Source organism: Streptomyces glaucescens (assembly GCF_002154375.1).
GTDB classification, from domain to species: domain Bacteria; phylum Actinomycetota; class Actinomycetes; order Streptomycetales; family Streptomycetaceae; genus Streptomyces; species Streptomyces glaucescens.
Map to the genome: position 1 here is coordinate 1 of NZ_MUND01000287.1, position 20,068 is coordinate 20,068.

A 20,068-nucleotide genomic window follows, 5' to 3' on the forward strand; every position below is an offset into this window, starting at 1 on the left:
GCAGGACCATGGTCCTGCTCGGCGACTCCCACGCCTACCAGTGGGGCAACGCCTTCCACGAGCTGGGCCGCGACCTGAACGTCAAGGTCATCACGGTGATCAAGAGCGGCTGCTCCCCCGAGGTCTACAAGATCACCCGTGAGGACCTGGGCCGCGAGTACACCGAGTGCGACAGCTGGCGCGAGACCGCCCTCGACCGGATCGCCGAGATCGACCCGGACGTCGTCGTCGTCACCAACCGCGTCCAGCAGACGACCACCCGCGACGGCGCCGCGCAGACCTTCGGCAAGCTGAAGGCCACCGGCGCGAACCTCGTCTACCTGACCGACACGCCGTACCCGGACTTCAACGTCCCGGACTGCCTGGCCAAGGGCTCCGACACCATCGCCACGTGCAGCCCCAAGGCCGAGCACGTCATCGACCGCGCCGAGCTGCGCGCCATGGAACGCGAGGTGGCCGAGGAGCACGGGGCCGAGATCGTCGACACCATCCCCGCGTTCTGCGCGGAGGGCTACTGCCCCGCCGTCATCGGCGGTCACGTCGTCTACTGGGACTACAGCCATATGTCGGGCAGCTACGCGCGCTCCCTCGCGCCCTTCCTGAAGCCGACCTTCGACAAGGTCCTGGCCGGCTGAACACGGCCCGACGGCCACGGGGGGACTCCGCGGAGTCCCCCCCGTCAGCAGCACCCGCCGCCCGCCACCGGCAGCGACCGCTTGTTCCGCGCCTCCCTGCTCCGCGCCGCCAGCAGTTCGTCGGCCGGATAGCCGACCTCCTCCAGGGTCAGCCCGTGCGGCCGTACGACGTGCACGGCCGAGTCCCGTACGCCCGCCGCCAGTACCTTGGCCGGCCAGTCCGGCGGCCGGTGCCCGTCGCCGACGAACAGCAGCGCCCCGATCAGCGAGCGCACCATGTTGTGGCAGAAGGCGTCGGCCCGCACGGTCGCGGTGACGATCCCGTCGTCCCCGCGGACCAGGCTCAGTTCCTGGAGCGTGCGGATGGTCGTCGCACCCTCCCGCTTCTTGCAGTACGCCGCGAAGTCGTGCTCCCCGAGCAGCCCGCGCGCCGCCTCGTTCATGGCGTCCACGTCGAGCGGCCAGTCGTGCCACAGCACATGGCCTCGCAGCAGCGGGTCCACGCCCCCCGGGTTGTCCGTCACCCGGTACGCGTAGCGCCGCCACACCGCCGAGAACCGCGCGTTGAACCCGCTCGGCGCCTCGCGCAGCGCCCAGACCCGCACGTCCCGCGGCAGCCGCCCCGCGAGCCGCTTCAGCAGCTTCTCGTGGTGCTCGCGCCAGACCGCCTCGGGCAGGTCCACGTGCGCCACCTGTCCGCGCGCGTGCACTCCGGCGTCGGTCCGCCCGGCGACGGTCAGCTCGAAGGTCTCCGGGGACCGGGTCACCGTCCGCAGCGCGTCCTCGATCTCGCCCTGCACGGTCCGCCGTCCCCCGGCCTGCTTGGCCCAGCCGGAGAACTCGGTGCCGTCATAGGACAGGTCAAGGCGTACCCGCACGTATCCGGGCTGTACTTCGTCACTCACCCGTAAATCCTCTCAGGAACACGGAGCGGGCCCGCCCCGGAGGGCAGGCCCGCTGCGACGGCACCGGCTGGTGATCAGCCGTTGCGCGTCGGGTTCAGCACGATCGTCCCGGAGTCGTTCGCCGGGTTGCCCTCGTTCGGCATGGTGTACGGGAAGAACGCGCGCCCGGTGGCGTTCTTGATCACCTCGTCGACCCGCAGGCCGAAGGTGAACGTCCGCGCGTCGTTCTCCAGGATCGGCGTGGAGACGAAGCAGTGGTAGTCGCCCTCGGAGCCCTCCCAGCCGGGCTGGCAGTTCTCGGGCACCGTGGTGGCCGTCGTCCCCGGCGGCAGGTCCACCGCGAAGGAGATCGGCTCGCCGCCGGAGCGGAGCAGGGCCAGCCAGGCGGGGCCGTGGTTGGCGAAGCCGATGTCCACGGACACGGTGTCGCCCTTGCGGGCCCGCAGCCGCTCACCGGTCAGGTCCAGGTCGAAGGTGTTCTTCGTCGGGATGTCCAGCTCCGCCCAGCGGCTGTAACCGGCCGGGTCGGCGTCCGGCAGGCGGACCAGTTCCAGCGCCGGCCCGGTGCCCGCCTGATGGCCGCCCTGGGCCAGCAGCTCCCGCGCCTGCGCGGCGGGGACCGCGCTGAAGCTGTACGACATCGCGTCGTAGAGCGCGAACCCGGCCGTCCGCACCGGGAAGGGTGCGCTCAGCCCGTAGGCCGCGTCACCGGCGAACTCCCCGTCGAAGACGCACAGCGCCTCGGACCGCCCGAGCAGGTCCTCCGGGTCACGCGGGTCGTACCAGCAGTTGCCGAAGGTGCCGGGGAAGGACAGGCCCCGGGTGCCGGAGACCCGCAGCAGGACGCCGTCGCCGCCCAGCCCGCCCACGTTGCGGAAGCCCAGCGGCGCCTCGAAGGTGTCGCCCGCTTGGAAGCCCGCGGGCTCGGCCAGCTGCTTGTTCAGCAGCTCGGGGCCGCCGACCAGCACGTCCACCGTGTGCCCGGTGAAGGCGAGCCCTTCGCCCGCGGCCGTGACCTGGATGCTGCCGAAGTCGCCCGCGGCGCTCTCACCGGTGACGTCGAGGCGGATGCCGCCGAGGCGGTTGTAGTCGTGGCCCGCGTAGATCTCGGCGCCCGGGCAGGTGGCGACCAGCCCGTCCACGGAGCAGCCCTGCCACCCGCCGAGACCGGAGAAGTCGACCGCGGCGACACCGGCCAGGGAGCTGGCGTCCACGGTGACCGTGTAGTCGCCGGTGTGGATCGGATAGATCACACCGTTCTCGTCCGGCACCGGTTCGCCGGGCGCCCGGAGCCCCAGCTCGATCTGCGGTTCCGTCGACCCGTTCGGGTCCTGGTGCAGCGAGAGGTTCACGCTGTCGGGTCCGGTCACGGACACCGGCAGCGGTTCCTCCTGCGCCTGCGCGGGACTGCCGAGCGCCGTGCCAGCCAGCGCGGCCAGCGCGAAGACGGAGATGCTGCGCCGCACCGCGGCGAGAGAAGGCATGAGACCCCCCGTGATTCGGATGTCGAGCGCGCCGGTTCCGCCGACGCACATGCATGACCTCCGAACCCGCCCCAGGGTTGCCCTCGATCTTGCGCGGACACGCCGACGGGCCCGCTCCAGGAAGGAACGGGCCCGTCGACACCGCTGGGGGCGCGGGGACCTGCGCGGCACGCCGCGGCGAAGCCGCAGCCGCCGAGATCAGTCACCCGGCAGAACGCTTACGCGTCCTTCGACTCCTCGGCGGGAGCCTCGGCGGCCTCGGTCTCGTCGACCTTGGTCTCCTCGGCCTTGGCCTCCTCGGCCTCCTTGACCGCACGCTTGGTGGCGGCCTCGGCCTCACCGGTCGCCTGCTGCGCCACGGTCAGCGCCTCGACCAGCTCGATCACGGCCATGGGCGCGTTGTCGCCACGGCGGTTACCGATCTTGGTGATACGGGTGTAACCACCCGGGCGGTTCTCGTAGCGCGGGCCGATCTCGGTGAAGAGCGTGTGGACGACGCTCTTGTCCGTGATGACCTGCAGCACCTGACGGCGGTTGTGAAGGTCGCCCTTCTTCGCCTTGGTGATCAGACGCTCGGCGTACGGGCGCAGGCGACGGGCCTTCGCCTCCGTGGTCGTGATCTTGCCGTGCTCGAAGAGCGACTTCGCGAGGTTCGCGAGCAGCAGCTTCTCGTGCGCGGCACTGCCGCCCAGACGGGCACCCTTGGTGGGCTTCGGCATGGTTCTTCTCCTGTGTGTCTGCCCCGGCCGTATCAGGTACCGGAGTCAGTATCCGAGCGGGCGGTTGCCCGTCGGAGATCCGAGCACGGGCCCCGGAGGGCCGTGCTCGGAAAGGAGCGCGGGGAACTGCGCGACAAGCCACAGCGCACCCGCACCCGGGTACGGGCCGGGAAGGCCCGAGTTCTCAGTACTGCTCGGTCTCCACGAACCCGGCGTCCGCGTCGTCGTCCGCGCCGAACGCGTCCGCCGCGGCGGTCGGGTCGAATCCGGGCGGGGAGTCCTTGAGCGCGAGACCCATGCCGGCCAGCTTGGCCTTGACCTCGTCGATGGACTTCGCACCGAAGTTGCGGATGTCGAGCAGGTCCGCCTCGGAACGGGCGACGAGCTCACCCACGGAGTGGATGCCCTCGCGCTTGAGGCAGTTGTACGACCGAACGGTGAGCTCCAGCTCCTCGATCGGCAGCGCCAGATCGGCGGCGAGCGCGGCGTCCGTCGGGGACGGACCCATGTCGATGCCCTCGGCGTCGATGTTCAGCTCGCGGGCGAGACCGAACAGCTCGACCAGCGTCTTGCCCGCGGAGGCCATGGCGTCACGCGGACGCATCGCCTGCTTGGTCTCGACGTCGACGATCAGCTTGTCGAAGTCGGTGCGCTGCTCGACACGCGTGGCCTCGACCTTGTACGTGACCTTGAGGACCGGCGAGTAGATGGAGTCGACCGGGATCCGGCCGATCTCCTGGCCGACCTGCTTGTTCTGCACGGCGGAGACGTAACCGCGGCCACGCTCGACCGTCAGCTCCATCTCCAGCTTGCCCTTGCCGTTGAGCGTGGCGAGGACCAGGTCGGGGTTGTGCACCTCGACACCGGCCGGGGGCGCGATGTCGGCGGCGGTGACCAGACCCGGGCCCTGCTTGCGCAGGTACATCACGACCGGCTCGTCGTGCTCCGAGGAGACGACCAGCTGCTTGATGTTGAGGATCAGGTCGGTGACGTCCTCCTTGACGCCCGGCACGGTGGTGAACTCGTGCAGCACGCCGTCGATCCGGATCGAGGTGACGGCGGCACCCGGGATCGAGGACAGGAGGGTACGGCGGAGGGAGTTGCCGAGGGTGTAACCGAAGCCCGGCTCCAGCGGCTCGATCACGAACCGGGAGCGGAACTCGTCGACGACCTCTTCGGTCAACGAGGGACGCTGAGCGATCAGCATGTGTGGATCAGATCCTTCATTCGTGGACGCCCGCTATTTGACGTCCGACGGAAACCGCACCCATGACAAGTGCGGGTACTGCAAGGGTACGGGCGGCACGGACCTTTTACGGTGCCGTACCGCCCGGAGCCCACAGTCTGCTCGAAGCAGCCGAGCGTCAGACGCGGCGGCGCTTCGGCGGACGGCAGCCGTTGTGCGGGGTCGGGGTGACGTCCTGGATGGAGCCGACCTCGAGACCGGTGGCCTGAAGCGAACGGATCGCGGTCTCACGACCGGAACCCGGGCCCTTCACGAACACGTCGACCTTGCGCATGCCGTGCTCCTGGGCGCGGCGGGCAGCCGACTCGGCGGCCATCTGCGCGGCGAACGGCGTGGACTTCCGGGAGCCCTTGAAGCCGACGTGGCCGGCGGAGGCCCAGGAGATCACGTTGCCGGACGGGTCCGTGATCGAGACGATCGTGTTGTTGAACGTGCTCTTGATGTGCGCGTGGCCGTGAGCGACGTTCTTCTTTTCCTTGCGGCGCACCTTCTTGGCAGCGCCCTGACGACCCTTGGGGGGCATGTCGTTCTCCTACGGGAGGTGGTCGGTCCTACGACAGCTGGCAAGACCGCTGCGTGGACTACTTCTTGCCCGGCTTCTTCTTGCCGGCGATGGCGCGACGCGGGCCCTTGCGGGTACGCGCGTTGGTGCTGGTGCGCTGACCGCGGACAGGCAGACCGCGACGGTGACGCAGACCCTGGTAGGTGCCGATCTCGACCTTGCGGCGGATGTCGGCCTGGATCTCGCGACGGAGGTCACCCTCGGTCTTGATGTTGTTGTCGACGTACTCGCGGATCGCGACGAGCTGCTCTTCGGTGAGGTCGCGAACACGGGTGTTCGGGTCCACGCCGGTGGCAGCGAGCGTCTGCTGCGAGAGAGTCCGGCCAATGCCGAACACGTAGGTGAGGGCGATCTCCACGCGCTTTTCGCGCGGGATGTCAACACCGGAAACGCGTGCCATTCAATGGCTCCAGTTGATCTTCGGAGGTCTTCCGCAGCACCGACTCCCAGCCGCCGTACCAGGTACGAACTGGGTCCCCGGCCTCCGAACCGGGGGTGTCAAGCCCGAGGGGACTTGGGTCCTGCGTATGAACATATTCAGCTCGCGTCGCGCGAAGTCTCTGCGATATCGATGCAGAGGGTGTGATCCGTGTGCGATCAGCCCTGGCGCTGCTTGTGGCGCGGGTTCTCGCAAATGATCATGACCCGACCGTGACGGCGGATCACCCTGCACTTGTCGCAGATCTTCTTGACGCTCGGCTTGACCTTCATGGGATGTGAGGTTCTCCGGGTCAGTTGCCGGCGGCCCCGCACACAGGGAGGGCACGGGGCGTGGGCAAGATCTACTTGTACCGGTAGACGATCCGGCCACGCGTCAGGTCGTACGGAGACAGCTCCACCACGACCCGGTCGTCAGGGAGGATGCGGATGTAGTGCATACGCATCTTGCCGCTGATATGTGCCAGGACCTGGTGGCCGTTCTGGAGCTCGACCTTGAACATGGCGTTCGGAAGAGACTCGACGACAGTGCCCTCGATCTCGATGGCACCTTGCTTCTTGGCCACGCTTCGCCCTTCGAATCGACTACCTTGATCGACTCAGTGCGAGCGCATGCAGACATGCGGGTACACAAGAGCCGACGAGTCAGTCTACGTCAGCGCACCCGGAAAAACGAATCGAGGCAGTCTGCCCGGCGCAAAAGATCATTATGCGGGGCGGGCCGCGGCGCTCGCGGACAGCCGTGACCGTCAGCCCGGCACGGCGACGGGCGCGTGCGCGACGCCGGCCCCGGCGCCCCGGACCCCGCACGGGTACGGGCGGCTGCGCCGGCCTCGGGCCGGCGGTCGTGGGCGGCGGGCGATAGTGGGCGGCGGGCGGTCGTGGGCGGGCGCCGCCGTCAGGCGAGCGGGTCCGGCGCCGTCGTGATGCCGAACTCCGCCAGCTTCGCCTTGCCGCCGTCCGGAGCCGTCAGGACCAGCGGTCCCTGCTCCGTCAGGGCCACCGAGTGCTCCCAGTGGGACGACCACGTGCCGTCGGTCGTGATGACCGTCCAGTCGTCCTCCAGGACCTCCGTCTTCGGGGTGCCCAGGGAGACCATCGGCTCGATGGCCAGGCAGAAGCCGGGGACCAGCTTGGGGCCCTTGCCGCGGCGGCGGTCGACGTAGTTCAGCAGATGCGGGTCCATGTGCATCTCGGACCCGATGCCGTGGCCGCCGTAGTCCTCGATGATTCCGTACCGGCCGCCGCCGGGCTTGGGCTGGCGGCGGATGTACGTCTCGATGGCCCGGGAGATGTCGACGAGCCGGTTGCCCTGCTTCATGGCCGCGATGCCGGCCCACATCGACTCCTCGGTCACCCGGGAGAGCTCGATCAGCTCCGGGGCGTGGCCGGAGCCCACGAACGCCGTGTAGGCGGCGTCACCGTGCCAGCCGTCGACGATCGCGCCGCAGTCGATGGAGATGATGTCGCCGTCCTTCAGGACGACGTCCTCGGAGGGGATGCCGTGGACGACCACGTCGTTCACCGAGGTGCAGATGGTCGCCGGGAATCCGCCGTAGCCGAGGAAGTTGGACTTCGCCCCGTGCTCGGCGAGCACCTTGCGCGCCACCTGGTCGAGGTCCTTGGTGGAGGCGCCGGGTACCGCGGCCTCCCGGGTGGCCGCGTGGATGGCTGCGACGACCAGCCCCGCCGCACGCATCTTGGCGATCTGCTCGGGGCTCTTGATCTGCACCATGGGGGCCCTGCGCTCTCCGTCACTCACGTCAACCGGTTACCTACACAACAGTACGGCCGTGGCACCCCTCGGGGCGCCACGGCCGGTACCGCATCCGACGGCTACTTGCCGTCGTCCTCACGCTTCAGCGCCTCCAGGGCGCGCCCCGTGACCTCGTCCACCGCACCCAGCGCGGAGATGGTGACGACCAGCCCCTGCGCCTTGTAGTAGTCGATGATCGGCTCGGTCTGCGTGTGGTAGACCTCGAGCCGCTTGCGGACGGTGTCCTCGGCGTCGTCGTCGCGCTGGTACAGCTCGCCGCCGCAGACGTCGCAGACGCCCTCGGTCTTCGGCTTGCTGTACGTCACGTGGAACACGTGACTGGAGTCCTTGCGGCAGATCCGCCGGCCGGCGATCCGCTTGACGACCTCGTCCTCCGGTGCCTCCAGGTCGAGCACCGCGTCCAGCTGGATGTCCTCGGTGGTCAGCAGCTCGTCCAGCGCCTCGGCCTGCGAGACGTTGCGCGGGAAACCGTCCAGGAGGAAGCCGTTCTCGGCGTCCGACTGCTCCATGCGGTCCTTGGCCATCGCGATCGTGACCTCGTCCGGCACCAGATTGCCGGCGTCCATGTAGGACTTCGCGAGCTTGCCGAGCTCCGTCTGCCGGCTGATGTTGGCGCGGAACAGGTCGCCCGTGGAGATGTGCGGGATCGACAGCTTCTCGGCAAGGCGCGTGGCTTGCGTTCCCTTACCGGCACCCGGCGGCCCGACGAGGACGATTCGCATCAGCGGAGGAACCCTTCGTAATTGCGCTGCTGGAGCTGGCTCTCGATCTGCTTCACCGTCTCGAGTCCGACACCCACGATGATCAGGATGCTGGTCCCGCCGAACGGGAAGTTCTGGTTTGCCCCGAAACCGGCCAACGCCATTGTCGGCACGAGAGCGATCAGACCCAGATACAGCGAACCCGGCCAGGTGATCCGGTTGAGCACGTAGGACAGGTACTCAGCGGTCGGTCGGCCAGCCCGGATGCCCGGGATGAAGCCACCATACTTCTTCATGTTGTCCGCGACTTCCTCGGGGTTGAACGAGATGGCCACGTAGAAGAACGCGAAGAAGACAATCAGGAAGAAGTAGATCGTGATGTGAACGGGCGCCGCGGTGTCCGCGAGATTGCCCTGGATCCAGCTCGCCCAGCCCGACGTGGAGTTGGAGAACTGCACGATCAGCGCCGGGATGTAGAGCAGCGACGACGCGAAGATGACGGGAATCACACCGGCCTGGTTGACCTTCAGCGGGATGTACGTCGACGTCCCGCCGTAGGAACGGCGGCCGATCATGCGCTTCGCGTACTGGACGGGGATCCGGCGCTGGGCCTGCTCGACGAAGACCACCAGGCCGACCATGAACAGGCCCACCAGGATCACGGTGCCGAATTCGATCCAGCCGTCGGCCAGGGAGCCCTGCTGCTTGATGGCCCACAGCGCGGACGGGAAGGTGGCGGCGATCGAGATGAACATCAGGATCGACATGCCGTTGCCGATGCCGCGGTCGGTGACCAGCTCGCCCAGCCACATGACGACGGCGGTGCCGGCGGTCATGGTGATGACCATGGTGACGGTCACGAAGATGGACTGGTCCGGGACGATCTCCGAGGCCACCGGGCAGCCGTTGAAGAGGGCGCCGCTGCGGGCGGTGGCCACCAGGCCGGTGCCCTGAAGGACGGCGAGCGCCACGGTCAGGTAGCGGGTGTACTGCGTGATCTTCGCCGTGCCGGTCTGCCCCTCCTTCTTCAGGGCTTCCAGGCGCGGGATCACCACCGTCAGCAGCTGGAGGATGATGCTCGCGGTGATGTACGGCATGATGCCCAGCGCGAAGATCGTGATCTGCAGCAGTGCGCCGCCACTGAACATGTTGACCAGACCGAAGAGGCCCTGGTTGCCCTTGGCCACGTCGATACAGGTCTGGACGTTCCGGTAGTCGACACCCGGGATCGGGATGTGCGTACCGATCCGGTACACCACGATGATGCCGAGCGTGAAGAGCAGCTTCTTGCGCAGGTCGGGCGTCTTGAACGCCCGGGCGAACGCGGTGAGCACGGTGCCTCCTGCGACCCCCGCGCATCTGCGTCAAGGGTGACGGTCTTGAGGTTCGACGAATACGTAACGGTCAACTGCCGACCGAAGTGCCCGAGGTGCGGCACCCGGTGAAAGTTGGCAGTGCAGGCCACCTTACCGGCGAGACTGCCACCCAAGGAACGACCAACCGGGGATACCCCATTTGTGGGGTATCCCCGGTCGGGATCGCTCAAGTCATCGAGACGCCTGAAGTACTCAGACGAGCTCGGTGACGGTACCGCCGGCGGCGGTGATCTTCTCCTTGGCGGAGCCGGAGACGGCGTCGACCGTCACCTGCAGCGCCACGGAGATCTCGCCCTGGCCGAGCACCTTGACGAGGCTGTTCTTGCGAACGGCACCCTTGGCGACGAGACCCTCGACGGTGACCTCGCCACCCTCCGGGTACAGCGCGGCCAGCTTGTCGAGGTTCACGACCTGGTACTCGGTCTTGAACGGGTTCTTGAAGCCCTTGAGCTTCGGGAGACGCATGTGGAGCGGCATCTGGCCACCCTCGAAGCGCTCCGGAACCTGGTAGCGGGCCTTGGTGCCCTTGGTACCACGACCGGCCGTCTTACCCTTCGACGCCTCACCACGACCGACACGGGTCTTGGCGGTCTTGGCGCCCGGGGCGGGACGGAGGTTGTGGATCTTGAGCGGGTTGTTCTCCGCCATGATCAGTCGACCTCCTCGACCGTCACGAGGTGGCGGACGGTGTGCACCATGCCGCGGAACTCGGGGCGGTCCTCCTTGACGACCACGGTGTTGATCCCCTTGAGACCAAGCGACCGCAGGGTGTCACGGTGGTTCTGCTTGCTGCCGATGTAGGACTTGACCTGCGTGATCTTGAGCTGCGCCATGATTACGCACCCGCCCCGGCACGCGCACGCAGCAGGGCCGCGGGAGCGACGTCCTCGAGCGGCAGACCACGGCGGGCCGCGATCTCCTCGGGACGCTGCAGGCCCTTCAGGGCCTCCACGGTCGCGTGCACGATGTTGATGGCGTTGTCGGAGCCGAGCGACTTCGACAGTACGTCGTGGATACCGGCGCACTCGAGCACGGCACGCACCGGACCACCGGCGATAACACCGGTACCGGGCGACGCGGGCTTGAGCAGCACGACGCCGGCGGCCTTCTCACCCTGGATGGGGTGCGGGATGGTGCCCTGGATCCGGGGGACCTTGAAGAAGTGCTTCTTGGCCTCCTCAACGCCCTTGGCGATGGCGGCCGGCACCTCCTTGGCCTTGCCGTATCCGACACCCACGGTGCCGTCACCGTCGCCCACCACGACCAGCGCGGTGAAGCTGAAGCGACGACCACCCTTCACAACCTTGGCGACGCGGTTGATCGCGACAACGCGCTCAACGTACGCGGTCTTCTCGGCGGCAGCAGCGCCGCCGTCACGGCCCTTCCGGTCCCGCCGCTCGCCGCCACCGGCACCGCTTCCGCGGCGCTGGGGTCCAGCCATTGGATTACCTCTCTCTTTCCGCTAGCTACAAGCGGCTCAGAACTTGAGCCCGGCTTCGCGGGCGGCGTCCGCCAGGGCGGCGATGCGCCCGGCGTACTGGTTGCCACCACGGTCGAACACGACAGCCTCGACACCGGCGGCCTTGGCACGCTCGGCGACCAGGGCGCCGACCTTCTTGGCCTGCGAGGACTTGTCCTCGGCACCGCGGATCGACGCGTCCAGCGAGGACGCAGACGCCAGGGTGTGGCCCTTCAGGTCGTCGATCACCTGCGCCACGATGTGGCGGTTGGAGCGGGTCACGACCAGACGGGGGCGCTCGGCGGTACCCGAGATCCGCTTCCGGATCCGGATGTGACGGCGCTTGATCGCGGCGCGCTTGTAGGCGTCGCCCTTGAGGATCTTCTGCCCGTATGCCATGGCTTACTTACCCGCCTTTCCGACCTTGCGGCGGATGACTTCGCCCTCGTACTTGACGCCCTTGGCCTTGTACGGGTCGGGCTTGCGCAGCTTGCGGATGTTGGCCGCGACCTCGCCGACCTTCTGCTTGTCGATGCCCTCGACCGAGAAACGGGTCGGGGTCTCCACCTTGAAGGTGATGCCCTCGGGGGCCTCGACAACGATCGGGTGGCTGTAACCGAGCGCGAACTCGAGGTTCGAGCCCTTGGCGGTCACGCGGTAACCGACACCGCTGATCTCGAGCTTCTTGACGTATCCCTGGGTCACACCGGTGATCATGTTCGCCACCAGCGTGCGGGACAGGCCGTGCAGGGCCTTGCTCTGCCGCTCGTCGTTCGGGCGCAGCACCTGAAGGGTGCCGTCCTCGCCCTTAGCGATGTCGATCGGCGCGGCAACGGTGTGGGTCAGCTCGCCCTTGGGGCCCTTGACCTTGACCGTACGGCCGTCGATGGTGACGTCCACGCCGGCGGGAACCGGGATGGGGAGCTTGCCGATACGCGACATAGCTGTTTCCTCCGTTCCCTTCCGTTACCAGACGTAGGCGAGGACTTCCCCACCCACGCCCTTCTTCTGCGCCTGCTTGTCGGTCAGCAGACCGTGCGACGTGGAGATGATCGCCACGCCCAGGCCGCCCAGGACCTTCGGCAGGTTGGTGGACTTCGCGTAGACCCGGAGACCGGGCTTCGAGATCCGCTTGATGCCCGCGATGGAGCGCTCACGGTTCGGGCCGAACTTCAGCTCGAGGACGAGGTTCTTGCCGACCTCGGCGTCCTCGACCTTCCAGCCCGTGATGAAGCCCTCCTGCTGGAGGATCTCCGCGATGTGAGACTTGATCTTGGAGTGCGGCATCGACACCGAGTCGTGGTACGCCGAGTTCGCGTTACGCAGACGAGTCAGCATGTCTGCGATCGGATCAGTCATGGTCATGAATTGGCCTGTGGCCTTTCTCGCCGGGGTTTCCTATATGCGCCATCCCTCTCCCCATACCGGGACGGGACGGGTGCGGCGCGGGGACCTACGGCGTAGTAAGCAATCATTCAGCGGACAGCTGTCCGCGGGCGATCCAGGGCGGCAGAGCCCAACCCCAACAGCCTACGGCATGAGGGTGCTGGGCCCTGCCGACCCAGTTGCTTACCGAGAGGTCCAGGAATCCCGAATTACCGGGATTACCAGGAGCTCTTGGTCACGCCCGGCAGCTCGCCACGGTGAGCCATCTCACGGAGGCACACGCGGCAGAGGCCGAACTTGCGGTAGACGGAGTGCGGACGACCGCAGCGCTGGCAGCGGGTGTAGCCACGCACACCGAACTTGGGCTTGCGAGCAGCCTTCGCGATGAGAGCCTTCTTCGCCATCTCGCTCACGCCTCCTTGAACGGGAAGCCGAGGTGACGGAGGAGCGCGCGGCCCTCTTCGTCGTTGGTCGCCGTGGTGACCACGGTGATGTCCATACCCCGGACGCGGTCGATCTTGTCCTGGTCGATCTCGTGGAACATGACCTGCTCCGTGAGACCGAAGGTGTAGTTGCCACGGCCGTCGAACTGCTTGGGGGACAGGCCGCGGAAGTCGCGGATGCGCGGGAGCGCCAGCGACAGGGTGCGGTCCAGGAACTCCCACATGCGGTCGCCACGGAGCGTGACGTGGGCACCGATCGGCTGACCCTCGCGCAGCTTGAACTGCGCGATGGACTTGCGGGCCTTGGTGACGGCCGGCTTCTGACCGGTGATGGTGGTCAGGTCGCGGATCGCGCCCTCGATCAGCTTCGAGTCACGGGCGGCGTCGCCGACACCCATGTTGACCACGATCTTGACGAGGCCGGGAACCTGCATGACGTTCTCGTACTTGAACTCGTCACGCAGCTTGCCCGCGATCTCCTCGCGGTACTTCGTCTTCAGACGCGGAGTGGTGGTGGTAGCCATCAGATGTCCTCACCCGTCCGCTTGGCAACGCGGATCTTGTTGCCCTCTTCGTCGAAGCGGTAGCCGACACGCGTGACGACCTTCTTGCCGTCCTTCTCCACGACCAGCTGGACGTTGGAGACGTGGATCGGCGCCTCGGTGGTCACGATGCCGCCGGCCTGGGAGCCCTTGGCGGTCGGGCCGGCCTTCGTGTGCTTCTTGACCCGGTTGACACCCTCGACCAGGACGCGGTCCTCGCGGGGGAAGGCCGCGATGACCTTGCCCTGCTTGCCCTTGTCCTTACCGGTGATGACCTGGACCAGGTCGCCCTTCTTGATCTTCATGCTTACAGCACCTCCGGCGCGAGCGAGATGATCTTCATGAACTTCTTCTCGCGCAGCTCACGGCCGACCGGGCCGAAGATGCGGGTGCCGCGAGGGTCGCCGTCGTTCTTCAGAATGACGGCGGCGTTCTCGTCGAAGCGGATGTACGAGCCGTCCGGACGGCGGCGCTCCTTGACGGTGCGAACGATGACCGCCTTGACGACGTCACCCTTCTTCACGTTGCCACCGGGGATCGCGTCCTTGACGGTGGCGACGATGACGTCACCGATGCCCGCGTAGCGGCGACCGGAGCCACCGAGCACACGGATGCAAAGGATCTCCTTCGCACCAGTGTTGTCGGCGACACGCAGTCGCGACTCCTGCTGGATCACGTCTATCTCCTGATCGTCTGCCGGTTCCCGGCAGGGGCCTCAGTACGAGGACCCCTGCCGAGCCTGGCGGAACTGACCTGCGGGGTTGGTCCCGCAGGAATTACTTGGCCTTCTCGAGGATCTCGACGACGCGCCAGCGCTTCGTCGCGGACAGCGGCCGGGTCTCCATGAGGAGGACGCGGTCGCCGACACCCGCGGCGTTCTGCTCGTCGTGCGCCTTGAGCTTGCTGGTACGGCGGATGACCTTGCCGTACAGCGCGTGCTTGACACGGTCCTCGACGGCGACGACGACGGTCTTGTCCATCTTGTCGCTGACGACGAGACCCTCACGGGTCTTGCGGAAGCCGCGCGCCTCGGTGTTCTGCTCAGTCACGTTGTTCTCGCTCATGCGTTCTCCACCGTTTCGATGCCCAGCTCGCGCTCGCGCATCAGGGTGTAGATCCGCGCGATGTCCTTACGGACGGCCTTCAGCCGACCGTGGTTCTCGAGCTGACCCGTCGCCGCCTGGAAGCGGAGGTTGAACAGCTCTTCCTTGGCCTCGCGGAGCTTCGCCAGAAGCTCCTCGTTGCCCAGCTCGCGCAGCTCGGACGCCTTGGTACCGGCCGACATCACGCTTCACCTGCCTCGCGCTTGACGATCCGGCACTTCATCGGCAGCTTGTGGGCCGCACGGGTCAGCGCCTCACGGGCGATCTTTTCGTTGGGGTACGACAGCTCGAACATCACACGTCCGGGCTTGACGTTGGCGACCCACCACTCCGGCGAACCCTTACCGGAACCCATGCGGGTCTCGGCCGGCTTCTTGGTGAGGGGGCGGTCCGGGTAGATGTTGATCCAGACCTTGCCGCCACGCTTGATGTGGCGGGTCATCGCGATACGAGCCGCCTCGATCTGGCGGTTCGTCACGTAGGCCGGGGTCAGCGCCTGGATGCCGTACTCGCCGAACGCAACCTGCGTTCCACCCTTGGACATACCGTTGCGCTTCGGGTGGTGCTGCTTGCGGTGCTTGACCCTACGGGGGATCAGCATGACGGTCAGGCCTCCGTTCCGGTGCTCTCAGCCGGAGCGGCGGCGGGAGCCTCGGCCTTGGGGGCCTCGGCACCGGCAGCCTGCTGCGGCTTGCGACCGCGCCGCTCGCCACCACGGCCACCACGGGCCGGGCGGTCGGCGCCACCGCGGGCCGGGCGGTTACCCGCACGGGCGGCAGCGTTCTCGGCGCGGACCTCGGCGATGTTCTTGACGTCGCCCTTGTAGATCCAGACCTTCACACCGATGCGGCCGAAGGTCGTCTTGGCCTCGAAGAAGCCGTAGTCCACGTTCGCGCGGAGCGTGTGCAGGGGCACACGGCCCTCGCGGTAGAACTCCGAGCGGGACATCTCGGCGCCGCCGAGGCGGCCACCGCACTGGATCTTGATGCCCTTGGCGCCGGCCTTCATGGCGGACTGCATGCTCTTGCGCATGGCCCGACGGAAGGAGACGCGGGAGGACAGCTGCTCGGCGACGGCCTGGGCCACCAGCTGAGCGTCCGTCTCCGGGTTCTTGACCTCGAGGATGTTCAGCTGGACCTGCTTGCCGGTCAGCTTCTCCAGGTCACCGCGGATGCGGTCGGCCTCGGCGCCGCGGCGGCCGATGACGATGCCGGGACGCGCGGTGTGGATGTCGACGCGGACGCGGTCACGGGTGCGCTCGATCTCCACCTTCGAGATGCCGGCGCGCTCCATACCGGACGTCATCATCCGACGGATGGCGACGTCTTCCTTGACGTAGTCCTTGTACAGCTTGTCGGCGTACCACCGGGACTTGAAGTCCGTGGTGACACCGAGCCGGAACCCATGCGGGTTTACCTTCTGGCCCATTACCGGGTTCCTTCCTTGCTGGCGACGACCACGGTGATGTGGCTGGTCCGCTTGCGGATCCGGTAGGCACGGCCCTGGGCACGCGGACGGAACCGCTTCAGGGTCGGGCCCTCGTCGACGTAGGCCTCAGCGATGTAGAGGCTGTCGACATCGGTGTGGTCGTAGTTGTGCGCGGCGTTGGCGATGGCGCTGTCGAGCACCTTGCCGACCGGCACGGAGGCAGCCTGCGGAGCGAATCGCAGGACCGCCTGAGCCTCCGTGGCGTCCATGCCACGGATAAGGTCCACCACGCGGCGGGCCTTCATGGGCGTGACGCGGATGTACCGCGCCTGGGCCCTGGCTTCCATGGTTGTCCCTTCAGTTACTTACGTGTCTGAATGCGATCCGCTACTAGCGGCGCTTCGACTTCCGGTCTTCCTTGACGTGACCCCGGAAGGTGCGCGTCGGCGAGAACTCGCCGAGCTTGTGGCCGACCATCGACTCGGTGACGAACACCGGGATGTGGGTCTTGCCGTTGTGCACCGCGAGCGTGTGACCGAGCATGGCCGGCACGATCATCGAGCGACGGGACCAGGTCTTGATGACGTTCTTGGTGCCGGCTTCGTTCTGGGCGTCCACCTTCTTCATCAGGTGGTCGTCGACGAAGGGCCCCTTCTTCAAGCTACGAGGCATCTCAACCCGTCCTTAGCGCTTCTTGTTCGTCTTGCGGCGGCGGACGATGTACTTGTTCGACGCCTTCTTGGGCGAACGAGTACGGCCTTCCTTCTTGCCCCACGGGGAGACCGGGTGGCGGCCACCGGAGGTACGACCCTCACCACCACCGTGCGGGTGGTCGACCGGGTTCATGACCACACCACGGACGGTCGGGCGAACGCCCAGCCAGCGCTTGCGGCCGGCCTTACCCCAGTTGATGTTGCTCTGCTCGGCGTTGCCGACCTCGCCGACGGTGGCGCGGCAGCGCACGTCGACCAGGCGGATCTCTCCGGACGGCATGCGGAGGTGGGCGTAGGCGCCCTCCTTCGCGAGCAGCTGCACGGAGGCACCGGCGGAGCGGGCGAACTTGGCACCGCCACCGGGACGGAGCTCGATCGCGTGGATCGTGGTACCGACCGGGATGTTGCGGAGGGCCAGGTTGTTGCCCGGCTTGATGTCGGCCCCGGGACCGTTCTCGATGCGGTCGCCCTGCTGCAGGCCGCGCGGCGCGAGGATGTAGCGCTTCTCGCCGTCGGCGTAGTGCAGCAGCGCGATACGCGCCGTGCGGTTGGGGTCGTACTCGATGTGCGCGACCTTCGCCGGCACGCCGTCCTTGTCGTGACGACGGAAGTCGATCACGCGGTAGGCGCGCTTGTGGCCACCACCCTGGTGGCGGACGGTCACACGACCGGCGTTGTTACGGCCGCCCTTGCTGTGCAGCGGGCGGACCAGCGACTTCTCCGGCGTGGACCGCGTGACCTCGACGAAGTCGGCGACGCTGGCGCCACGACGGCCAGGAGTCGTCGGCTTGTACTTGCGGATACCCATTTCTCAGTCCTCGTCCGATATCGGACGATCCTGACCTCCGTTAGGAGGTCGGACCGCCGAAGATGTCGATACGGTCGCCCTCGGCGAGGGTCACGATCGCGCGCTTGGTGGCGGCACGCTGGCCGAAGCCCGTGCGGGTCCGCTTGCGCTTGCCCTGGCGGTTGATCGTGTTGACCCCGGTGACCTTGACCGAGAAGACCGACTGCACGGCCTCCTTGATCTGGGTCTTGTTGGCCCGCGGGTCGACGATGAACGTGTACTTGTTCTCGTCGAGGAGCGCGTAGCTCTTCTCGGACACGACCGGCTTCAGCAGGACGTCACGGGGGTCCGTGTACGCCTTGCTCGCCGGGGTGACGACGGTGTTCTTGCCCTCGGCGGCGTGGCGACGCGCCTTGGCGACGCGCGCGGCCTTGGCGGCCTTGGCGGCCTTGGAGGCAATGGCGGGGTGACGGATAGCCATCAGGCCTCGCTCCCTTCGGTGTCAGCAGCCTTCGGGCCGGACACGAAGGACTCGAAGGCGGCCTTGGTGAAGACCACGTCGTCGGAGACGAGAACGTCGTACGTGTTCAGCTGGCCCGGCTCCAGGATGTGGACCTGGGGCAGGTTGCGGGCGGACAGCCACGCGGCCTCGTCGGCGCGGTCGACGACCAGGAGCAGGTTCTTGCGCTCGCTGATCTTGCCGAACAGGCTCTTCGCGGCCTTCGTGGAGGGGGTCTCGCCCTCGACCACGCCGGTGACGACGTGGATGCGGTTGTGGCGCGCCCGGTCGGTGAGGGCGTGACGCAGAGCGGCAGCCTTCATCTTCTTGGGCGTGCGCTGCGAGTAGTCGCGCGGCACGGGACCGTGCACGACGCCACCACCGGCGAACTGCGGCGCGCGGGTCGAACCCTGACGGGCGCGACCGGTGCCCTTCTGGCGGTACGGCTTCTTGCCACCGCCGCGGACCTCGCCACGGGTCTTGGTCTTGTGCGTGCCCTGACGGGCAGCGGCCAGCTGCGCGACGACGACCTGGTGGATCAGCGGGATGCTGACCTTCTCAACGCCGAAGATCTCCGAGGGGAGCTCGACGGTACCGGCCTTGTCGCCCGCCGGCGAAAGGATGTCAACAGTGCTCATCGGTTACCTCAGGCCCCCTTGGCCGCGGTGCGGACCAGGACGAGGCCGCCGTTCGGACCGGGAACCGCGCCCTTGATGAGCAGCAGACCCTTCTCCGCGTCAACGGCGTGGACGGTCAGGTTCTGGGTGGTGACCCGCTCGTTGCCCATGCGACCCGCCATGCGGAGGCCCTTGAACACGCGGCCCGGGGTGGCACAGCCACCGATGGAACCGGGCGAGCGGTGCTTGCGCTGGGTGCCGTGTCCGGCGCCGAGGCCACGGAAGTTGTGGCGCTTCATGACACCGGCGAAGCCCTTGCCCTTGCTCTTGCCGGTCACGTCGACCTTCACGCCGGCCTCGAACACCTCAGCGGTGATCTCCTGGCCGAGCGTGTACTCGGAGGCGTCCGACGTGCGGATCTCGACGAGGTGACGACGGGGGGTGACGTCGGCCTTGGCGAAGTGGCCCTTGAGGGGCTTGTTCACCTTGCGCGGGTCGATGTCGCCGAAGGCGATCTGGACGGACTCGTAGCCGTCGACGTCGTTCGTACGGACCTGGGTGACGACATTGGGCCCGGCCTTGACGACGGTGACCGGAACAACACGGTTGTTCTCGTCCCACACCTGCGTCATACCGAGCTTCTCGCCCAGGATGCCCTTGATCTGCTTAGCCATTCTCAGCCCACCAGCCTCAGAGCTTGATCTCGATGTCGACACCGGCCGGGAGGTCGAGTCGCATCAGAGAGTCAACGGTCTTGGGGGTCGGGTCGAGGATGTCGATCAGGCGCTTGTGCGTGCGCATCTCGAAGTGCTCGCGCGAGTCCTTGTACTTGTGCGGCGACTTGATGACGCAGTACACGTTCTTCTCAGTGGGCAGCGGCACCGGGCCCGCGACCGACGCACCAGTACGCGTCACCGTCTCGACGATCTTCTTCGCCGAAGAGTCGATGACCTCGTGGTCGTAGGCCTTGAGCCGGATGCGGATCTTCTGTCCCGCCATGGCTACTTCGTAGTCCTGTCTCTCTTCCGCTCTGGAACCCGGTGTTCCAAGCACTTCCTCCGACCCACGCGGTCGGGCGTGTCGCGCTCCCGCTGACACAGATGTCCCTTGTTCGAACATCCCTGCCGGGGAATGCACACGGCCCTACCGGAACCGCAAGCCGAGGACGAAAGGCCCACCGGGTGCCTGGCCGGTGCCGCACCGACGCTTCCCGGAAGATTCCCGTACGTCCGCCCCTGATCAGGGGCG

33 protein-coding genes are annotated in these 20,068 nt (G+C 67.4%); 1 reads left to right on the forward strand and 32 read right to left on the reverse strand.

What is annotated here, in order from left to right:
• Positions 1 to 635 (forward strand): SGNH/GDSL hydrolase family protein (locus CCN42_RS42605; protein ID WP_169731489.1); only part of this gene is annotated, 635 nt, incomplete at its 5' end.
• 44 nt (positions 636 to 679) lie between these two features.
• Here CCN42_RS42605 and truA read toward each other — a convergent pair.
• The 32 genes from truA to rpsJ form a co-directional block, all read right to left on the reverse strand.
• Positions 680 to 1,540: a tRNA pseudouridine(38-40) synthase TruA gene (gene truA, locus CCN42_RS19575; RefSeq protein WP_086737441.1), complete on the reverse strand. Its 861-nt coding sequence runs from the start codon at positions 1,538 to 1,540 to the stop codon at positions 680 to 682.
• Positions 1,541 to 1,614: 74 nt separating this feature from the next.
• The gene (locus CCN42_RS19580; protein ID WP_086737447.1) at positions 1,615 to 3,024 is read right to left on the reverse strand and encodes a hypothetical protein; all 1,410 of its coding nucleotides are present in this window, start codon (positions 3,022 to 3,024) and stop codon (positions 1,615 to 1,617) included.
• Between the two features lie 218 nt (positions 3,025 to 3,242).
• The gene (gene rplQ / locus CCN42_RS19585; RefSeq protein WP_086737443.1) at positions 3,243 to 3,743 is read right to left on the reverse strand and encodes a 50S ribosomal protein L17; all 501 of its coding nucleotides are present in this window, start codon (positions 3,741 to 3,743) and stop codon (positions 3,243 to 3,245) included.
• A 184-nt stretch (positions 3,744 to 3,927) separates the two neighbouring features.
• Positions 3,928 to 4,950: a DNA-directed RNA polymerase subunit alpha gene (locus CCN42_RS19590; protein WP_003966937.1), complete on the reverse strand. Its 1,023-nt coding sequence runs from the start codon at positions 4,948 to 4,950 to the stop codon at positions 3,928 to 3,930.
• A gap of 157 nt (positions 4,951 to 5,107) precedes the next feature.
• Complete coding sequence (gene rpsK, locus CCN42_RS19595) at positions 5,108 to 5,512, reverse strand: 30S ribosomal protein S11 (RefSeq protein ID WP_003956432.1); 405 nt, start codon at positions 5,510 to 5,512, stop codon at positions 5,108 to 5,110.
• A gap of 58 nt (positions 5,513 to 5,570) precedes the next feature.
• Positions 5,571 to 5,951, reverse strand: a complete 381-nt coding sequence (rpsM, locus tag CCN42_RS19600) for a 30S ribosomal protein S13 (RefSeq protein WP_006130767.1) — start codon at positions 5,949 to 5,951, stop codon at positions 5,571 to 5,573.
• Between the two features lie 197 nt (positions 5,952 to 6,148).
• Positions 6,149 to 6,262: a 50S ribosomal protein L36 gene (gene rpmJ, locus CCN42_RS19605; protein WP_004984509.1), complete on the reverse strand. Its 114-nt coding sequence runs from the start codon at positions 6,260 to 6,262 to the stop codon at positions 6,149 to 6,151.
• A 71-nt stretch (positions 6,263 to 6,333) separates the two neighbouring features.
• A complete protein-coding gene (gene infA, locus CCN42_RS19610; protein WP_003948620.1) occupies positions 6,334 to 6,555 on the reverse strand; it encodes a translation initiation factor IF-1 in 222 nt (73 codons plus the stop codon).
• A 332-nt stretch (positions 6,556 to 6,887) separates the two neighbouring features.
• Positions 6,888 to 7,724 carry a type I methionyl aminopeptidase gene (map, locus tag CCN42_RS19615; protein ID WP_086167801.1) on the reverse strand — a complete coding sequence of 279 codons (837 nt, stop codon included), beginning with the start codon at positions 7,722 to 7,724 and terminating at the stop codon, positions 6,888 to 6,890.
• A 101-nt stretch (positions 7,725 to 7,825) separates the two neighbouring features.
• Complete coding sequence (locus tag CCN42_RS19620) at positions 7,826 to 8,488, reverse strand: adenylate kinase (protein WP_086737445.1); 663 nt, start codon at positions 8,486 to 8,488, stop codon at positions 7,826 to 7,828.
• Positions 8,488 to 9,801, reverse strand: coding sequence for a preprotein translocase subunit SecY (secY, locus tag CCN42_RS19625; protein WP_086167803.1), 1,314 nt, complete (start codon positions 9,799 to 9,801; stop codon positions 8,488 to 8,490). The genes CCN42_RS19620 and secY overlap by 1 nt, the downstream gene beginning before the upstream one ends.
• A 234-nt stretch (positions 9,802 to 10,035) precedes the next feature.
• Positions 10,036 to 10,491 (reverse strand): 50S ribosomal protein L15, encoded by a 456-nt coding sequence (gene rplO, locus CCN42_RS19630; RefSeq protein ID WP_067018996.1) that lies wholly within the window; start codon positions 10,489 to 10,491, stop codon positions 10,036 to 10,038.
• 2 nt (positions 10,492 to 10,493) lie between these two features.
• The gene (rpmD, locus tag CCN42_RS19635) at positions 10,494 to 10,676 is read right to left on the reverse strand and encodes a 50S ribosomal protein L30 (RefSeq protein WP_003998814.1); all 183 of its coding nucleotides are present in this window, start codon (positions 10,674 to 10,676) and stop codon (positions 10,494 to 10,496) included.
• Between the two features lie 2 nt (positions 10,677 to 10,678).
• Positions 10,679 to 11,284 (reverse strand): 30S ribosomal protein S5, encoded by a 606-nt coding sequence (gene rpsE, locus CCN42_RS19640; RefSeq protein ID WP_019753099.1) that lies wholly within the window; start codon positions 11,282 to 11,284, stop codon positions 10,679 to 10,681.
• 36 nt (positions 11,285 to 11,320) lie between these two features.
• Positions 11,321 to 11,701, reverse strand: a complete 381-nt coding sequence (gene rplR / locus CCN42_RS19645) for a 50S ribosomal protein L18 (RefSeq protein WP_043503333.1) — start codon at positions 11,699 to 11,701, stop codon at positions 11,321 to 11,323.
• 3 nt (positions 11,702 to 11,704) lie between these two features.
• On the reverse strand, positions 11,705 to 12,244 hold the full coding sequence (gene rplF, locus CCN42_RS19650) for a 50S ribosomal protein L6 (protein WP_043503332.1): 540 nt from the start codon (positions 12,242 to 12,244) through the stop codon (positions 11,705 to 11,707).
• A 24-nt stretch (positions 12,245 to 12,268) separates the two neighbouring features.
• Positions 12,269 to 12,667 (reverse strand): 30S ribosomal protein S8, encoded by a 399-nt coding sequence (gene rpsH, locus CCN42_RS19655; RefSeq protein ID WP_043503329.1) that lies wholly within the window; start codon positions 12,665 to 12,667, stop codon positions 12,269 to 12,271.
• Positions 12,668 to 12,906: 239 nt separating this feature from the next.
• Positions 12,907 to 13,092, reverse strand: a complete 186-nt coding sequence (locus CCN42_RS19665; RefSeq protein ID WP_003948630.1) for a type Z 30S ribosomal protein S14 — start codon at positions 13,090 to 13,092, stop codon at positions 12,907 to 12,909.
• Positions 13,093 to 13,097: 5 nt separating this feature from the next.
• Positions 13,098 to 13,655, reverse strand: coding sequence for a 50S ribosomal protein L5 (gene rplE / locus CCN42_RS19670; RefSeq protein ID WP_014674377.1), 558 nt, complete (start codon positions 13,653 to 13,655; stop codon positions 13,098 to 13,100).
• Entirely contained in the window at positions 13,655 to 13,978 is a 324-nt protein-coding gene (gene rplX / locus CCN42_RS19675) for a 50S ribosomal protein L24 (RefSeq protein ID WP_086167805.1), read from the reverse strand. Before rplX ends, rplE begins: the two co-directional genes overlap by 1 nt.
• 2 nt (positions 13,979 to 13,980) lie before the next feature.
• Entirely contained in the window at positions 13,981 to 14,349 is a 369-nt protein-coding gene (gene rplN, locus CCN42_RS19680; RefSeq protein ID WP_003998823.1) for a 50S ribosomal protein L14, read from the reverse strand.
• A gap of 100 nt (positions 14,350 to 14,449) precedes the next feature.
• Positions 14,450 to 14,737 carry a 30S ribosomal protein S17 gene (rpsQ, locus tag CCN42_RS19685; protein WP_086167806.1) on the reverse strand — a complete coding sequence of 96 codons (288 nt, stop codon included), beginning with the start codon at positions 14,735 to 14,737 and terminating at the stop codon, positions 14,450 to 14,452.
• Positions 14,734 to 14,958, reverse strand: a complete 225-nt coding sequence (gene rpmC / locus CCN42_RS19690; protein WP_007494763.1) for a 50S ribosomal protein L29 — start codon at positions 14,956 to 14,958, stop codon at positions 14,734 to 14,736. Before rpmC ends, rpsQ begins: the two co-directional genes overlap by 4 nt.
• Positions 14,958 to 15,377, reverse strand: a complete 420-nt coding sequence (gene rplP / locus CCN42_RS19695; RefSeq protein ID WP_029380975.1) for a 50S ribosomal protein L16 — start codon at positions 15,375 to 15,377, stop codon at positions 14,958 to 14,960. Before rplP ends, rpmC begins: the two co-directional genes overlap by 1 nt.
• A 5-nt stretch (positions 15,378 to 15,382) precedes the next feature.
• Entirely contained in the window at positions 15,383 to 16,204 is an 822-nt protein-coding gene (rpsC, locus tag CCN42_RS19700; protein ID WP_014674374.1) for a 30S ribosomal protein S3, read from the reverse strand.
• Complete coding sequence (gene rplV, locus CCN42_RS19705; RefSeq protein WP_043503326.1) at positions 16,204 to 16,551, reverse strand: 50S ribosomal protein L22; 348 nt, start codon at positions 16,549 to 16,551, stop codon at positions 16,204 to 16,206. The genes rpsC and rplV overlap by 1 nt, the downstream gene beginning before the upstream one ends.
• A gap of 43 nt (positions 16,552 to 16,594) precedes the next feature.
• Complete coding sequence (gene rpsS / locus CCN42_RS19710) at positions 16,595 to 16,876, reverse strand: 30S ribosomal protein S19 (RefSeq protein ID WP_030233885.1); 282 nt, start codon at positions 16,874 to 16,876, stop codon at positions 16,595 to 16,597.
• Between the two features lie 12 nt (positions 16,877 to 16,888).
• A complete protein-coding gene (gene rplB / locus CCN42_RS19715; RefSeq protein WP_043503324.1) occupies positions 16,889 to 17,725 on the reverse strand; it encodes a 50S ribosomal protein L2 in 837 nt (278 codons plus the stop codon).
• A 40-nt stretch (positions 17,726 to 17,765) separates the two neighbouring features.
• On the reverse strand, positions 17,766 to 18,185 hold the full coding sequence (gene rplW / locus CCN42_RS19720; RefSeq protein ID WP_086167807.1) for a 50S ribosomal protein L23: 420 nt from the start codon (positions 18,183 to 18,185) through the stop codon (positions 17,766 to 17,768).
• Positions 18,185 to 18,841, reverse strand: coding sequence for a 50S ribosomal protein L4 (gene rplD, locus CCN42_RS19725; RefSeq protein WP_086167808.1), 657 nt, complete (start codon positions 18,839 to 18,841; stop codon positions 18,185 to 18,187). The genes rplW and rplD overlap by 1 nt, the downstream gene beginning before the upstream one ends.
• An 8-nt stretch (positions 18,842 to 18,849) precedes the next feature.
• On the reverse strand, positions 18,850 to 19,494 hold the full coding sequence (gene rplC, locus CCN42_RS19730) for a 50S ribosomal protein L3 (protein ID WP_043503318.1): 645 nt from the start codon (positions 19,492 to 19,494) through the stop codon (positions 18,850 to 18,852).
• A gap of 16 nt (positions 19,495 to 19,510) precedes the next feature.
• Complete coding sequence (rpsJ, locus tag CCN42_RS19735) at positions 19,511 to 19,819, reverse strand: 30S ribosomal protein S10 (protein WP_003948644.1); 309 nt, start codon at positions 19,817 to 19,819, stop codon at positions 19,511 to 19,513.
• Positions 19,820 to 20,068 lie beyond the last annotated feature (249 nt).

Bases quoted from the DNA above. Each gene is read 5' to 3' on its own strand.
- CCN42_RS19580 (WP_086737447.1), bottom strand. From the start codon at position 3,024: ATGCCTTCTCTCGCCGCGGTGCGGCGCAGCATCTCCGTCTTCGCGCTG.
- rplQ (WP_086737443.1), bottom strand. From the start codon at position 3,743: ATGCCGAAGCCCACCAAGGGTGCCCGTCTGGGCGGCAGTGCCGCGCAC.
- CCN42_RS19590 (WP_003966937.1), bottom strand. From the start codon at position 4,950: ATGCTGATCGCTCAGCGTCCCTCGTTGACCGAAGAGGTCGTCGACGAG.
- rpsK (WP_003956432.1), bottom strand. From the start codon at position 5,512: ATGCCCCCCAAGGGTCGTCAGGGCGCTGCCAAGAAGGTGCGCCGCAAG.
- rpsM (WP_006130767.1), bottom strand. From the start codon at position 5,951: ATGGCACGCGTTTCCGGTGTTGACATCCCGCGCGAAAAGCGCGTGGAG.
- rpmJ (WP_004984509.1), bottom strand. From the start codon at position 6,262: ATGAAGGTCAAGCCGAGCGTCAAGAAGATCTGCGACAAGTGCAGGGTG.
- map (WP_086167801.1), bottom strand. From the start codon at position 7,724: ATGGTGCAGATCAAGAGCCCCGAGCAGATCGCCAAGATGCGTGCGGCG.
- CCN42_RS19620 (WP_086737445.1), bottom strand. From the start codon at position 8,488: ATGCGAATCGTCCTCGTCGGGCCGCCGGGTGCCGGTAAGGGAACGCAA.
- rplO (WP_067018996.1), bottom strand. From the start codon at position 10,491: ATGGCGGAGAACAACCCGCTCAAGATCCACAACCTCCGTCCCGCCCCG.
- rpmD (WP_003998814.1), bottom strand. From the start codon at position 10,676: ATGGCGCAGCTCAAGATCACGCAGGTCAAGTCCTACATCGGCAGCAAG.
- rpsE (WP_019753099.1), bottom strand. From the start codon at position 11,284: ATGGCTGGACCCCAGCGCCGCGGAAGCGGTGCCGGTGGCGGCGAGCGG.
- rplR (WP_043503333.1), bottom strand. From the start codon at position 11,701: ATGGCATACGGGCAGAAGATCCTCAAGGGCGACGCCTACAAGCGCGCC.
- rplF (WP_043503332.1), bottom strand. From the start codon at position 12,244: ATGTCGCGTATCGGCAAGCTCCCCATCCCGGTTCCCGCCGGCGTGGAC.
- rpsH (WP_043503329.1), bottom strand. From the start codon at position 12,667: ATGACCATGACTGATCCGATCGCAGACATGCTGACTCGTCTGCGTAAC.
- CCN42_RS19665 (WP_003948630.1), bottom strand. From the start codon at position 13,092: ATGGCGAAGAAGGCTCTCATCGCGAAGGCTGCTCGCAAGCCCAAGTTC.
- rplE (WP_014674377.1), bottom strand. From the start codon at position 13,655: ATGGCTACCACCACCACTCCGCGTCTGAAGACGAAGTACCGCGAGGAG.
- rplX (WP_086167805.1), bottom strand. From the start codon at position 13,978: ATGAAGATCAAGAAGGGCGACCTGGTCCAGGTCATCACCGGTAAGGAC.
- rpsQ (WP_086167806.1), bottom strand. From the start codon at position 14,737: ATGAGCGAGAACAACGTGACTGAGCAGAACACCGAGGCGCGCGGCTTC.
- rpmC (WP_007494763.1), bottom strand. From the start codon at position 14,958: ATGTCGGCCGGTACCAAGGCGTCCGAGCTGCGCGAGCTGGGCAACGAG.
- rplP (WP_029380975.1), bottom strand. From the start codon at position 15,377: ATGCTGATCCCCCGTAGGGTCAAGCACCGCAAGCAGCACCACCCGAAG.
- rpsC (WP_014674374.1), bottom strand. From the start codon at position 16,204: ATGGGCCAGAAGGTAAACCCGCATGGGTTCCGGCTCGGTGTCACCACG.
- rplV (WP_043503326.1), bottom strand. From the start codon at position 16,551: ATGGAAGCCAGGGCCCAGGCGCGGTACATCCGCGTCACGCCCATGAAG.
- rpsS (WP_030233885.1), bottom strand. From the start codon at position 16,876: ATGCCTCGTAGCTTGAAGAAGGGGCCCTTCGTCGACGACCACCTGATG.
- rplB (WP_043503324.1), bottom strand. From the start codon at position 17,725: ATGGGTATCCGCAAGTACAAGCCGACGACTCCTGGCCGTCGTGGCGCC.
- rplW (WP_086167807.1), bottom strand. From the start codon at position 18,185: ATGGCTATCCGTCACCCCGCCATTGCCTCCAAGGCCGCCAAGGCCGCC.
- rplD (WP_086167808.1), bottom strand. From the start codon at position 18,841: ATGAGCACTGTTGACATCCTTTCGCCGGCGGGCGACAAGGCCGGTACC.
- rplC (WP_043503318.1), bottom strand. From the start codon at position 19,494: ATGGCTAAGCAGATCAAGGGCATCCTGGGCGAGAAGCTCGGTATGACG.
- rpsJ (WP_003948644.1), bottom strand. From the start codon at position 19,819: ATGGCGGGACAGAAGATCCGCATCCGGCTCAAGGCCTACGACCACGAG.